This window comes from Cyclobacterium xiamenense, assembly GCF_009467825.1.
GTDB lineage: Bacteria > Bacteroidota > Bacteroidia > Cytophagales > Cyclobacteriaceae > Cyclobacterium > Cyclobacterium xiamenense.
The window spans coordinates 1-12962 of sequence record NZ_WIOK01000028.1; the positions used below are offsets into that span (position 1 = coordinate 1).

Annotated in this window: 13 protein-coding genes; 10 read left to right on the forward strand and 3 right to left on the reverse strand. The window is 51.3% G+C overall.

Features of this window, described 5'->3' with window-relative positions; genetic code table 11:
• Positions 1-92: 92 nt before the first annotated feature.
• Positions 93-296 (reverse strand): hypothetical protein, encoded by a 204-nt coding sequence (locus GCU44_RS17915; RefSeq protein ID WP_154858293.1) that lies wholly within the window; start codon positions 294-296, stop codon positions 93-95.
• A gap of 391 nt (positions 297-687) precedes the next feature.
• Here GCU44_RS17915 and GCU44_RS17920 point away from each other — a divergent pair, with 391 nt between their 5' ends.
• From GCU44_RS17920 to GCU44_RS17960, 9 genes are all read left to right on the forward strand, one after another.
• Complete coding sequence (locus GCU44_RS17920) at positions 688-1311, forward strand: Crp/Fnr family transcriptional regulator (RefSeq protein WP_154858295.1); 624 nt, start codon at positions 688-690, stop codon at positions 1309-1311.
• Between the two features lie 464 nt (positions 1312-1775).
• Positions 1776-2351: a DUF4256 domain-containing protein gene (locus tag GCU44_RS17925; protein WP_154858297.1), complete on the forward strand. Its 576-nt coding sequence runs from the start codon at positions 1776-1778 to the stop codon at positions 2349-2351.
• A gap of 213 nt (positions 2352-2564) precedes the next feature.
• The gene (locus tag GCU44_RS17930; protein WP_154858299.1) at positions 2565-3377 is read left to right on the forward strand and encodes an HpcH/HpaI aldolase family protein; all 813 of its coding nucleotides are present in this window, start codon (positions 2565-2567) and stop codon (positions 3375-3377) included.
• Entirely contained in the window at positions 3374-4324 is a 951-nt protein-coding gene (locus GCU44_RS17935; RefSeq protein WP_154858301.1) for an aldo/keto reductase, read from the forward strand. The genes GCU44_RS17930 and GCU44_RS17935 overlap by 4 nt, the downstream gene beginning before the upstream one ends.
• A 6-nt stretch (positions 4325-4330) precedes the next feature.
• A complete protein-coding gene (locus tag GCU44_RS17940) occupies positions 4331-5266 on the forward strand; it encodes a Gfo/Idh/MocA family protein (RefSeq protein WP_241685009.1) in 936 nt (311 codons plus the stop codon).
• A gap of 1 nt (position 5267) precedes the next feature.
• On the forward strand, positions 5268-6044 hold the full coding sequence (locus GCU44_RS17945) for an SDR family oxidoreductase (protein ID WP_154858303.1): 777 nt from the start codon (positions 5268-5270) through the stop codon (positions 6042-6044).
• 254 nt (positions 6045-6298) lie between these two features.
• Entirely contained in the window at positions 6299-6688 is a 390-nt protein-coding gene (locus GCU44_RS17950; protein WP_092178367.1) for a RidA family protein, read from the forward strand.
• Positions 6685-7770 (forward strand): dipeptidase, encoded by a 1086-nt coding sequence (locus tag GCU44_RS17955; RefSeq protein ID WP_154858305.1) that lies wholly within the window; start codon positions 6685-6687, stop codon positions 7768-7770. Before GCU44_RS17950 ends, GCU44_RS17955 begins: the two co-directional genes overlap by 4 nt.
• 36 nt (positions 7771-7806) lie before the next feature.
• A complete protein-coding gene (locus GCU44_RS17960; RefSeq protein ID WP_154858307.1) occupies positions 7807-9171 on the forward strand; it encodes a hypothetical protein in 1365 nt (454 codons plus the stop codon).
• A gap of 70 nt (positions 9172-9241) precedes the next feature.
• Here GCU44_RS17960 and GCU44_RS17965 read toward each other — a convergent pair whose 3' ends face one another.
• Positions 9242-9649, reverse strand: coding sequence for a c-type cytochrome (locus tag GCU44_RS17965; protein WP_241685010.1), 408 nt, complete (start codon positions 9647-9649; stop codon positions 9242-9244).
• Between the two features lie 146 nt (positions 9650-9795).
• On the opposite strand from GCU44_RS17965, the gene GCU44_RS17970 reads away from it, so the two are divergent.
• A complete protein-coding gene (locus GCU44_RS17970; protein WP_154858311.1) occupies positions 9796-11094 on the forward strand; it encodes an amidohydrolase in 1299 nt (432 codons plus the stop codon).
• 133 nt (positions 11095-11227) lie between these two features.
• Here GCU44_RS17970 and GCU44_RS17975 read toward each other — a convergent pair whose 3' ends face one another.
• The gene (locus GCU44_RS17975) at positions 11228-12910 is read right to left on the reverse strand and encodes a LamG domain-containing protein (RefSeq protein WP_161993968.1); all 1683 of its coding nucleotides are present in this window, start codon (positions 12908-12910) and stop codon (positions 11228-11230) included.
• Positions 12911-12962: the final 52 nt, after the last annotated feature.

A 12962-nucleotide genomic window follows, 5' to 3' on the forward strand; every position in this document is an offset into this window, starting at 1 on the left:
ACTGTGAACGGGCAATCCTTATTGATTTTTCACCTCACTTTGAATAATTGGGGTAAAACTGTTTTTGTAGCAACTACAATGGCCTTATCTGCTCAATAGAGCACGTTTTTCGGAATTTGAGTTAAGTGATGAAACAGCAAGCCGGCAGCAATCATCCACATACCCGGACCGATGTTTTCCAAATGACGAATGAGATTGGTATGGGGATCTTTAATAAAAATGATCAAGTGCAGGACAAAATAGACGCCTGCACAGCTCAGAAAAACATATTTCATCAGGTTCAGTAGATTTTTCATGGTTTCTATTTTCTATTCATGCGTTCGTTGTCGATGCTTTCCTTTCAGCTATTTGGCAATCCACCTTTTCACTCCGAAAAGGATGAGGTCGAATTGCATGTGGGACATGCTATCCTGAATCAGAAAGTCGGTGCCGGCTATCCAATTCGTATGCCGGATTCCTGACCCATAGTCTCTAGCCCATCCAAAAACGGAAGGATTTATCCAAGCAATACCGAGCAAGCAATAGCCCATAACCCTTTTAGGTTTCTGAATTTACCGAGTAGTTTCTCGCTATTACCGTTCGTGGGTGAGTCAAAGGTACCCGCTTTTTGTATCCGGTGAATTGACCTATGTTAAGTAAATACGTACCTTGAGGGCGAAGCTAACGGTAAAAATCATTCTTACAGGTATGTCATTACCACAAACGTTTCTTTCCCAAAAGGAATACAAGCAGCACCTTCAAACCGCCAGGGAATTATTATCCGTTTATTTACCCATGAACGACGTGCATTGGGAGGTATTTAAGCAGGGATTTAAAATTCGAAAATACGCGAAGGACGATTTTATTCTGAATGAAGGCGATACAGAGAAGTACCTCTCGATCGTACTTGTCGGTAGTACCCGGCACTACTTGACGGCCAACGGGGAGGAAAAATCCTTTGATTTTTCCTTTCAATACGAGTTTAGCTGTTCGTATTCGAGTTTTATTCAACAAGAACCTTCGCAGTTTTGCGTACAGGCAATGGAAAAGAGTGTCCTGGCTTCGTTATCTCACCCGTTTTTACAGCAATTGTATAAGCAATATCCGGAAAGCAATTATTTTGGGAGGACAGCCGTAGAGCAGTATTACCTGTGGAGAGAAAAAAGGGAAATTTCCCTGATGGTAGACGCTGCCCGTGAACGGTATGTTAAACTGCTTGAGCAATACCCGATCTATTTGGAACAAGTGCCTTTGAAATACATGGCATCTTACCTAAACATCAAGCCGGAATCCCTGAGTAGGATTAGAAAACAACTGGCCGGCTCTTCCTGAAGTGACGCAGCCATTTATTTGGCGATTCAAAACAAGGTTTGCTACGGTGCCGCGAATGCAGCGGCCTGTCTTTGCGGATACTACAGGTAACGCGATTTTTCTGCGAGACTTCCATAGCCAGGCGCCTGTCCGGTTGTAATCGAGGGTTTCCGGAACGAAAGGTGTTTCTTTTCGACTGCACCTATAGCTCGGCTGGGGAGAAAGAATGTGTCGATTGGATTGGACGATACCTTTTCTTTATAATCGCGAACGAATAAGGCCGAATTGTGTGCAGCGGAAGTTGGTAGGCAGAAATTTTGTCTTGCGTTCCGATTTTTATAAACTTGGAGAATGTATGGCGGCAGTCTCAGACAGCAAGAGTCTGCAGGTGAAAGGTTGGCGCCGAAACAACCTCATCGGGCGCCCCTGGTTTTTATTAACTGCCGTGGTGACGGAGTAGTATTTCCCATCAATCCAAGTGACGCATGACTACAGAAAAGGTTGATTTAGAAAGGTGGTTTTCCAACGAGGGAAAGGCATTGCTGGAATGTTTGAAAAAACGGTTTGAAACCAACACCTCGCGTCACGAAACCTGTGACTGGCCCTCCGTGCAAAAAAGACTAGAAGACCGGCCGGAAAAACTTTGGTCGCTCCAGCAGATGGAGCGAACGGGGGGAGAGCCGGATGTGGTTGCACAGGACTCAGCTACAGGCGCATTTTTGTTTGTTGATTGCGCAAGGGAGAGTCCAGCGGCGCGTCGGAGCCTTTGTTACGATCGGGCAGCCCTGGATTCCAGAAAAAAATTCCCTCCCCAAAATTCCGCGCAGGACCTGGCCCGGGAAATGGGGGTTTCGCTATTGACCGAAGAACAATACCTGGATTTGCAGAAATTTGCCCCGATCGATACCAAAACCTCAAGTTGGTTGGAAACGCCCGAAGCCATACGAAAACGTGGAGGGGCTTTGTTTGGTGACTACCGCTTTGGCCGTGTTTTTATTTATCACAACGGTGCGGAATCCTATTACGCGGCCAGGGGCTTCCGGGCGTCGCTTCTGATCTAAACGGTAAGTTAACCAAAAGGTTGATTGTTGATGCCCGATAGGTGTAGCAGACGGTGAAACGGAGGGATGGGTCACCGGTTTTTTTATTCCATCCAATCCTGTAAATTGGTAACTAGAGGGGTAGGCTTACTGAAAAAAAGTACCATAATTTCCGATAAAAGTAATGGTTTTCGGCAAGTCGGTTCCGTATATTTGAGTCACAACCTTTCGCCTATGACGCTCTCGATGAAACCTAGCCTGGTCCTGCAAAAACTGCGAGCAGGCCAACATGTGGTCTGTTTTAAATCCAATCTGGCGGATGCCAGGGTGGTGGAAATTGCGGCCCTTTCCGGCTTCGATTGCATCTGGCTGGATCAGGAACACATTGGTCAGGACTGGTCCATTTTGGCAGCACAGATTTGGGCGGCACAGGCGCAGAACAAGGACACGCTCGTGCGCGTGCCCAGGGGAAGCTATAGCGATTACGTAAAACCTTTGGAATTGAATGCCTCCGGTATCATGGTGCCGCATGTCATGGGTCCCGAAGACGCCCGTAATGTGGTCCGAATGACCCGATTCCATCCTGTAGGTATTCGAGCCATCGATGGAGGCAATGCAGACGGAGCTTACACGGCAGCCGATTTCAAGCAATACCTGCAGGACGCGAATCGGCAGCGGTTTGTTATCCTTCAGATCGAAGATCCGGAACCCCTGGAGCAATTGGAAGAGATCGCCCAAATCGATGGGTTCGACATGCTGTTTTTCGGTCCAGGTGATTTTAGTCAGGCCATTGGTGCTCCCGGAGAGATGGATCATCCCAAGATCAAAGCCGCCCGGCACAGGGTCGTGGAGGTGGCAAGAAAATTCGGCAAATTTGCCGGCACTACCGGAAGCCTGGAAACACTGGAAGACTATCAGAAAATGGGCTATCAATTCCTTAGCCTCGGCGCTGACGTGGTTGGACTTAGCCGGTATTGCGCCGAATTAATGGCGGGTTTTTACCAAAGAAAACAAGACGGAGCTGCATCCGGGTATTACAACGCATGAAAACGCGGCTCCTTGGAAATACCGGCATCACGGTTTCGGAACTGGCCTTTGGCGGCGTGGAAATCGGCATGCCCTACGGGCCGGGGGTCCGCAGTGAAACGGACATGCTGCAGGAAAAAGAGGCCCTTTCTCTGCTTCGGACCGCGCTGGATGCTGGCGTTACCTTTTACGATACTGCCCGCATGTATGGCAGGAGCGAATACCTGATGGGCAAGGCTTTCCGGAACAGGCGGCAGGACGTACAACTTTGCTCCAAGTGCCGGCATCTGCGGGATGCTTCGGGTAGGTTACCGGCTTCGGCAGCGCTGGAAAGTAGGATTCGCAGCTCCGTTGCAGAAAGCCTATCCGCCCTGGGTACGGACTATCTGGATGTGCTCCTCCTTCACCAGGCGGACGAAGAAATTTTGGCGCATGAAACGATCTGCCGGGTCTTTCAAGACTTGCAAAAGGAAGGGTTGGCACGGGCCATCGGCGCGTCTACCTATTCCCCGGCCGAATCGGAATGGGCCATCCGTTCGGGGATTTGGCAAGTCGTCCAGTTGCCCTACAACCTGCTAGACCAGAGGCAGGATGCAGTTTTTGGACTTGCTTCCGAAAAAGGGGTAGGCCTTGTGGTACGTTCGGTGCTGTTGCGGGGGTTACTGACAGAGCGTGGAAAGGATTTGCAGGCACCGCTGGCAGCCATCGAAACACATATCCGCGGGTACGCGACATTGGTCGAAGCAAACGGCATTTCGCTTCCGGAGTATGCGATGCGCTTCGCGCTGGCTCGGCCGGAAGTTTCTTCAGTATTGTTAGGCATCGATCGCCGGGAATACCTGAAACAGGCTCTCCAATGTCTGGGGAAGGAGCCGCTGTCTAATAGCCTAATAGCGGGCGGTATCCCATTTCCCGATCCTGAATTTGTAGACATCCCTCATTGGGACCGAATGGGCTGGTTAACGTAAACGAGAATGACACCAGAAAAAATGCTTAACATTGGTATCATCGGCATGAGCCCGGGCAATGCCCATCCCTATTCCTGGTCTTCCATCATAAACGGTCAATACGACCATCAACGCATGGCGGATGCCGGGTACCCTGCTGTGGGCGATTACCTTCGGGCCAATCGCGATACGCTTGGTATTCCGGGCGCCAAGATTAGTCACGTCTGGACCCAAGACACCCAGATCTCCCGGGACATTGCGCTGCATTCCGGTATACCCGGGGTCGTGGACAGTCTGGAAGAAATGGTCGGGCAGGTGGATGCCGTTATTCTGGGCCGGGATGACCCCGAAAGCCATGTGAAAATGGCTCATCCCTTTCTGGAAGCAGGAATACCCATTTTTATCGATAAACCGCTTGCATTTACCCGAAAAGACCTGGATTATTTTGAACAGCAGCACGCATCGGGAAGATTTCTCATGTCTTGTTCTTCCATGCGCTATTCTGGTGAATGCCGCAGCCTAAAATCAGAGTTGGGTGGTCTTGGTCCGCTTCATCTGGTCACGGCAGTAGGGAAAAAGGATTGGAAAAAATACGGGGTACATTTGGTAGAGGCTCTTTTTAGCAGCCTGGACGATCCCCAACCCCAATGGGTGCAACACCTGGGGGAGCGGCACCAATCGGTCGTGCTGATCGGGTTTGAGGGGGGGCTAAAAGCCACAATACAGGTGTTTCAGGACATTTGTGGTACCTTTCAACTTTCCTTTTTTGGTTCGGAGGGATGGCGACTGGTGGAAATAAAGAATTCCTATGCCATGTTTCGGGAAAACATGAGCGAGTTTATCCGCTCGGTGGAAGAAGGATCCCCACGACTGGATTTTGCAAAGACCCGTTCCATTATCCAAACGGTCATCGCTGCTCAGGAAAGTTACGAAAAGGACGGAAAAGTAATTTCATTACGGTAAGATGCACATACAGGAATTATTCAGTTTGAAGGAAAAAGTAATCGTGGTAACCGGCGGCTCGGGTCTCTACGGGAAATGCCTGGTGGAGGGGTTAGCGGAGGCAGGAGGCAGGGTCATCACCACCTCTCGAAATCTGGAATCGGCGGAAAGAACGGCCGCTGAATTTCAGAAAAAGGGGCTGGATGTTCAGCCCATGCAAGTGGACCAGGCAGAGCCAGATTCCGTACTAACCTTTACCCAAGCCCTAGAAAAGCACTACGGTCGATTGGATGTATTTGTCAATAATGCGGTAGCTCGGCCCATGAACGGGTACAACGGGTCCCTGGAGCAGTTTGCCGAATCCATGCGGGTGAATGCAACCGGCATGTGGGACCTTCTACGGGCCATGATCGAGCAGATTATCGCCTCCGGTGGAGGTTCGGTAATCAATATCAGTTCCATGATGGGGATGAAAGGACCGGACCTGTCGAATTACGAAGGCACAGATATGGGAGACCTTCCACCGGATTATTTCTTCCACAATGCCGGATTGATCAACCTGACACGATTCCTGGCCAAAATGCATGCCGGAAAAAACATTCGATTCAATTGTATTTCGCCGGGCGGGCTATTCAACCATCAACCGGCGGCATTCGTGCGGAATTATTGCAAGAAAGTTCCTCTGGGACGCATGGCTGCCAACGACGATATAAAGGGCCTGGCAGTACTTCTGGCTTCGGACGCAGGGGCCTACATTAACGGGGAAAATATTCTGATGGACGGAGGCTTGAATGCCTGAAAACCGGTAGCATGCGGAAAAGCAATGTTTTGTAGCTGGCAAGCAAATAGGGTTCATTGGTGGTGCCAGCTACTGGGGCCGGGTGGTGGAGGGCTTGCGTTAGCGCGTCGGTAATTTTCGTTGCGCCGATCTTTCGAACAAAGCTTTTTGTTTTTTTCCGTCCGTCCCCCGTTACATCACCGCTCAAAACTTGCTCGTTAACGGCAGCTGGACCAAGTTAATAAAAGCAAACTACGTACTAAAAAGAAAAATTGATGAAAAAGATTAACCATCCAAAAAGAGCAGAAAACTTTGACACCGGCGCCTATTCGGATGCCATCCTCACGGGTGGCATGCTGTATGTCTCCGGTCAGGCTTCGGTAGATTTTGAAACATCTACCTTTAAATTGGGCACCATTGAGGAAGAGACCCGGCAAACGCTGGATAACATCAAAGCAATTGTGGAAGCCGCCGGTGGAAGCATGGATCGGATCGTAAAATGCACGGTACACCTGGCCGATATTCGCGATTTTGACCGTTACAATACGGTCTATGCCAGCTATTTTAACGCAATCAAGCCAGCCCGCATCACGGTACAGTCGGTGCTGGCAGAAGGGCTAAAGGTGGAAATTGACTGTATTGCCAGCATACCCGAAGCCTCATGAAAAAAAGATTGATCGTGGATGCCCATTTGGATCTGGCCATGAATGCCATCGAGTGGAACCGGGATTTGCGCTTACCCTTGTCCGAAATCAGGAAAGCAGAGATGCACATGTCCGATAAGCCCGACCGGGGACGGGGAACCGTTTGTCTTCCCGAATTGCGAAAAGGCAGAATCGGGCTGGTGGTAGCCACCCAATTGGCTCGGTATTCCCCACCGGACTCCCCGTTGCCTGGTTGGAAATCTCCCCAGCAGGCTTGGGCCATGACCCAGGCACAACTGGCCTGGTACCGGGAAATGGAGCTCTTGGGGGAAATGAAGCAGATTACTACGCGATCCGATTTGCACCAATTGGTATCCCTTTGGCAGGACGAATCGCTTCCTGACGAAAACAAACCCATCGGCTACCTGCTCAACCTGGAAGGGGCAGATTCGTTGGTAAGTCTGTCTTATCTGGAGAAAGCGTATGCCTATGGGCTGCGGGCGCTTGGACTTTCCCATTTTGGTCCGGGTAGGTATGCGCCAGGTACCAAAACCGAAGGCCCGCTCACCGCGCTGGGAAAGGAACTCCTGCAGGCCATGGAACGGTATCGCCTGATACTCGACGTGACGCATTTGACCGAAACAGGATTTGAACAGGCCATGGATGCCTACGCCGGCCCCATCTGGGCAAGTCACCACAACGTGCGGAAATTTGTACCGAATCAGCGGCAACTTACCGATGCGCAGCTAAAGAAACTGATCAGCAGAGGAGCGGTCATTGGCGGGATGCTGGACTGTTGGGCCCTGGACATTCGTTTTATCGATACCGTATCGGATCCCTGGCAGTTGGATATCCGTCTCGAAAAACTGGTGGATCACTGGGACCATATTTGCCAGCTGGCCGGCAACTGTCTGCATGTAGGTATCGGTAGCGATCTGGATGGGATTTTCGGTACCGAGCAGTCTCCCTGGGATCTCAATTCCATCGCTGATTTGCAGAAATACGAGGAAATTCTGGACAAGAGAGGCTATAGCTCAGAGGATATAGACAATCTATTTCATGGCAATTGGCTCCGGTTTTTAGGAGAGGCGCTTCCGGAATAAGTCCGAAAACAATTGTTTACGTAAACCCTATTTTCGATGAACCTGACTTTTAATCTTTTGGCTGGCGCAGCTCGTTTGGACATTACCCCTCCCCTCGGGACCATAATCAACGGTGATTTTGTCACACATTATGCCCGATCCATTCACGATCCGCTTTTCGCAAAAGCACTCTGGCTGGAAACGGCCCGCGAGGTACTCGTAATTGTGGTGGTCGATATCTGCGTGATGGGCCAGGAACTGATCGATGAAGCCAAAGGATTGATCCAGGAGCAGCTCTCGGTGCCCCCCGGTGCCATCCTGATTAGCAGCACCCATACCCATGCGGCAGGTTCGGTTGAGGAAGTGCATCTGGTACCTGCAGACCTGAGTTACCGTCAGCGAATACCCGTTAGTATTGCCCGTGCGGTAAAGGAGGCGGCAAAACGAAAACAGCCTGCCAGGCTGGCTTTTGGTTCCGCACAGGCGCCGGAACACCTGCTCTGCCGACGTTTTTGGATGCAGGAGGACTATTACCCACGCAATCCCGTCACCGGAGGAAGAGATGCCCTAAAAACCAATCCTTTTGGGGCCGAAAACCATATAATTGGTCCGGTTTCCGACCCGGATCCGGAACTGGGCTTCCTGGCTGTGCAGGGCATACAGGGAGAATGGATCGGTCTGCTGGCAAATTATTCCCTGCATTACGTGGGAGACTGGGATAACGGTACCATCACAGCCGATTATTTCGGTGCATTCAGCGAAGCCCTTCGGCAGCAGCTGGGAGCCCACGAATCTTTTGTGGGGATGCTTTCCAATGGTACCAGCGGAGACGTCAATATATGGGACTTCCGTAACGAAAAACAATACCCGGAAACGCACTTTTCCAAAAGCAAGTACATCGGGGAAGCACTGGCAGCCAAGGTGCGCGCTCAGATTGACACCTTGCGATGGGAATCCGATCCGGAGCTCAGCTATCGGTACGAAGCAGTCCCAGTAAACCGCCGATTGCCGGATAACGCTGCAATCCAACAGGCAAAGGAACTGGTGGCAGCGGCCGATTTTGAACGGCTGATTCCAAACCCGGAAGGGCTGCGGTTTTTATATGCGAGGGAGCAGGTTCTTTTGGCGCAGTTCGCTAAAGTGGCAACCTGCCCGGTCCAACTCTTCTCGATTGGCTCGGGCAGGATCGGAGCCCTGGCAGGGGAGGTATTTGCTGAAACAGGGCTGCAGATTAAGCGGGCGAAAGGTGGCCGGCCCTATTTTACCATCGGGTTGGCAAACGGCAATCTGGGCTACCTGCCGCCGGCACGCGAATTGGAACGGGGAGGCTATGAAACCTGGCGTTGCCGGATCAGTAACCTGGACGGCGAGGCCGAAGAGGTACTTCGGATGAAACTAATCAACTGGATTTCCGGTAGATAGGTTGAAAAAAGAGCGGCTTTCGATAAAAAAATCGAAACGACCTTCGTCTCCAGCAGGACCAGGACAACCGCTAGTGTACCGGACGGTATTTCAAGGAAAGAATGTAGTACACCATGGTTTGGGCATCTTCCATGCTCACATCCGGATGGGGACTCATGACGGGATTTCCCCAGGAACCAAAGCCGCCGCTAATAATTCTTCTCGCCAATAGGTCGCGGTATGCCGGTTGAATCGGGTACCGCTCTGCAATGTCCGAAAAAGCCGGCCCTTTTGATTTCTTTTCTTCCCGGTGACAATCGTAACAGTCCGAATAGGCGATTAGGACTTCACCCCTGGACACGACCTCTTCCGGAACGGGTTCGTTTTCACCCGGGATTTTCCGGATGTATTCCTTTCTTCGATCCACCGTGTTCGAAGTGGCGGCTGGTTCTTTTCTGCCGCAGGCAACAAGCCAACCAATTACGAGCAGCCAAAGCAATAGTTTACCTAAAAGGACTGAAAGCAAATGCATGCCCAAAACTACTAAAAAAGATAAATTTATCCGTATTTTTTTAGGGAAAAAAGACAGCCAGAAATCGAAGGGAACGGCCAAAACTTTTTACATTTGAATTTAAAGGAAAGACCATGAAAAAATACATCGTACTTAGTTTCAGCGTTTATTTGGGGGTAATGACTGCCTTCGCTCAGGGTAATCTGGATTCCCAAATCGTGGACCGGGCAGCAGAGGTGGAAGACAAGGTACTGTCCTGGCGAAGGGACTTTCATGCCCATCCGGAGCTCGGTAACGAAGAGACACGCACCGCCGGTATTGTCGCGGATCACCTGCGGAGCCTGGGAATGGAGGTAACGGAAGGTGTCGCTGTCACAGGCGTGGTGGGCATATTGAAAGGAGGGAAACCCGGACCTACCGTCGCTTTGCGGGCAGACATGGATGCCTTACCCGTCACGGAACGAAATGAGTTGCCTTTTCGCTCGCAGGTGCGAACGACCTATAATGGGCAGGAGACTGGTGTCATGCATGCCTGTGGGCACGACTCGCACGTGGCCATTCTGATGGGGGCAGCTGAGGTACTGGCTTCCATGAAAAAGGATTTGAAAGGGACGGTTAAATTTATTTTTCAACCGGCAGAAGAGGGATTGGAGGACAAAACGGTCAGCACCTGGGGAGCGAAGCAAATGGTGGAAGAAGGCGTGATGGAGGATGTGGCAGCGGTATTTGGGCTGCACATCAATTCCCAAACCCCTGTTGGGGTTATAAAATACAAGTCCGGTCCCGCTATGGCGGCAGTAGACAACTTGGAAATACGTGTAAAAGGCCGACAGGCGCACGGGGCTTACCCCTGGTCCTCCGTAGATCCAATTGTGACTTCCTCCCAGATTGTCATGGGCTTGCAAACCATTGTTAGCCGAAACGTTAAGATTATCGAGATTCCGGCGATTGTCACCATCGGTGCGATCCATGGTGGGGTCCGACACAACATCATTCCGGAGGAAGTGGAAATGATCGGCACCATTCGTACCTACAGCGAGCCCCAGCAATCGTTGATTCACCGGCGAATTCGGGAAATAGCGGGAAATATAGCGGAAAGTGCGGGAGCAGCGGCAGAGGTCTCCATAAAAAAGATGTACCCGGTGACACACAACGACCCGGAACTTACGGAAAAGATGCGGCCGACACTGGAGAAAGTGGCAGGAAGTGAAAATGTCCGGCTACACGATCCGGTCACTGGGGCAGAAGACTTCAGCTTCTTTCAGAAAGAAAGACCCGGCTTGTTTATTTTTCTGGGCGGCATGCCCGCCGACGGCGATCCGGAGACCGCTCCTTCTCACCATACTCCCGATTTTTACCTGGACGAGAGTGGTTTTGTATTGGGTGTCAAAGCCTTGAGTCAGTTGGCGGTGGATTACATGGAAATGAATTGATTGATCGGAAGGGCAGTACACTTGGATTCATACCGGGCAATGGAATACCATCGGACCCGGAGCGACGAGGTGGCGCTGCTGAAAGCCACCCTTGTTCAGTCATTGCCGCCATTCCCAGGGTGCAAAAGGGTGCTTACAGGTTGTCGGGATCGGCTAAAAAAACAATTTCCAGGGGATTCAGTGCCCGTTGGTACAGGCGCAGACTGGCCATCTTTCCGTTAAAATAATTGTTTGCACCAAAGCCGATCTTTAAAGGTACGTCGGCATCCAGGTCATACACGTCGGCAGGGTCAATTTCCGAGCTGGCAACTAGCTCGCCGTCCAGGAAAAGAGCGAGCTTGTTTTTTGATTTTACCGCTGCCAGGTGGTGCCAACCGCCCGATAGGGGGCTTGGACTCAGGACATTTTTGCCCAGTTCAAAACCGAATATTTTTCCGGAAGGAAGCGTGCTGCAGTACAAGGTACCCTGATTTTCGGCCATGGTCCAGGCCCTGCGGTACCGTACATCGGGCGTACGATCGAGACGCGTAAGTTTTTTCCAGGTGGTATCCCCGGCATAGGCATACACCTCAGCGAGCGGAAGCGTGCCTGCCAGCAAGGTGCCATTGTGTACCAACATGCCCATTACTTCCAGTTCGGTTCCCAGCCGGCCCACATCCGCCCAGTCGTTGAGGCCATCAAAGCGGTATACCCTTCCGCTGGGCCAGGTGCCCACATACAATTTCCCGTGGTACACCACAAACGAATAGGTCTGTGTGTTGTCCCCGAGTTGGCCACAATCGGTCCAGGACTGCCCGTCGTAGCGGTATACGTTTCCGCTATCGTAGCTGGACGCATAAATGTATCCGTCGTATACCGCCAAAGCAACCACGCGTTTTCCTTCCGGGGTGCCGCAATCTACCCAGTTATGGCCTTCCTCCATTCTGAAAAACCCGGCGGGATGGTAAAGCGAACTTGCATACAGGGCACCTTTATACACAACCAGACCGCCGATGGCCTCCGTATCGGGCAATTCGCCCGCAGGGATCCATTGCCCGTTTTTTGCATACCGCATGATTCTACCGCCTTTGGTCAGGTTTTCGGACTCGGGAAGGGAGGACCCCGCGAACCGGTATTTTCCGGTACCGGCGTACAGTTCGTCGTTAAAGACAGCCAGGGCCATGACGCTGTTGGACCCATCAGGTGAGCCGCAGTCTATCCACCGATTGAGGGAATCCAGGCGGAATACGTTTCCGGACTTATCTTTTTCCGGGTGGGACAGGCCTGCATAGAGCGAGCCTTCAAAGCTTGTCAATGAAAATGCCCCCAGGGTACTGTCCGGGCTGCCGTAGTCCTTCCAATCGGAAGCCTGATTGGCATTTATCCCAAAGTGAACCTGATTGAAATTGGCAAGACTGGTGGTGACCGCCTGCGTCTTCGTACTCAGGTGAAAGCCCGTTTGGTTAACGGAATCAAATTGGCTCAGGAGATCGCCCGATACGTCCTGATCGTTTTCTCGCAGATTTATCCAAACCGAAATGGAAAAATCTCCGGTCCCTAGTCGGGGCGCTTCATCCGAGGCAAGTTCCAGCCATGCCTTTTTGCCAGTAAATTCCACAGCGGTACCCGATTGCCCGGTTGGCCCCTTGGCATTAAAATTCATTTCGCCGCGAACAAGGGCATGCCGGTTGGCCCCTGAATGGTCCCGGGCATCACCGGCAAATTTCCAGTGGGCGAATTGCCCTTTAGTTAACGAACGGGAATCTCGCTCGCTGCAGGCCCAGGTCAAGAAAAGAAGTAACAGAAAGGGTGAGATTTGGTAAATATGTCGATTCATCGCTACGTTTTCCAGGCTAGGTTTCCATCTGGAGGTACCAATATAACCAAGA

Coding starts and splice junctions, on each gene's coding strand:
- GCU44_RS17915 (WP_154858293.1), bottom strand. CDS start 296: ATGAAAAATCTACTGAACCTGATGAAATATGTTTTTCTGAGCTGTGCA.
- GCU44_RS17920 (WP_154858295.1), top strand. CDS start 688: ATGTCATTACCACAAACGTTTCTTTCCCAAAAGGAATACAAGCAGCAC.
- GCU44_RS17925 (WP_154858297.1), top strand. CDS start 1,776: ATGACTACAGAAAAGGTTGATTTAGAAAGGTGGTTTTCCAACGAGGGA.
- GCU44_RS17930 (WP_154858299.1), top strand. CDS start 2,565: ATGACGCTCTCGATGAAACCTAGCCTGGTCCTGCAAAAACTGCGAGCA.
- GCU44_RS17935 (WP_154858301.1), top strand. CDS start 3,374: ATGAAAACGCGGCTCCTTGGAAATACCGGCATCACGGTTTCGGAACTG.
- GCU44_RS17940 (WP_241685009.1), top strand. CDS start 4,331: ATGACACCAGAAAAAATGCTTAACATTGGTATCATCGGCATGAGCCCG.
- GCU44_RS17945 (WP_154858303.1), top strand. CDS start 5,268: ATGCACATACAGGAATTATTCAGTTTGAAGGAAAAAGTAATCGTGGTA.
- GCU44_RS17950 (WP_092178367.1), top strand. CDS start 6,299: ATGAAAAAGATTAACCATCCAAAAAGAGCAGAAAACTTTGACACCGGC.
- GCU44_RS17955 (WP_154858305.1), top strand. CDS start 6,685: ATGAAAAAAAGATTGATCGTGGATGCCCATTTGGATCTGGCCATGAAT.
- GCU44_RS17960 (WP_154858307.1), top strand. CDS start 7,807: ATGAACCTGACTTTTAATCTTTTGGCTGGCGCAGCTCGTTTGGACATT.
- GCU44_RS17970 (WP_154858311.1), top strand. CDS start 9,796: ATGAAAAAATACATCGTACTTAGTTTCAGCGTTTATTTGGGGGTAATG.
- GCU44_RS17975 (WP_161993968.1), bottom strand. CDS start 12,910: ATGAATCGACATATTTACCAAATCTCACCCTTTCTGTTACTTCTTTTC.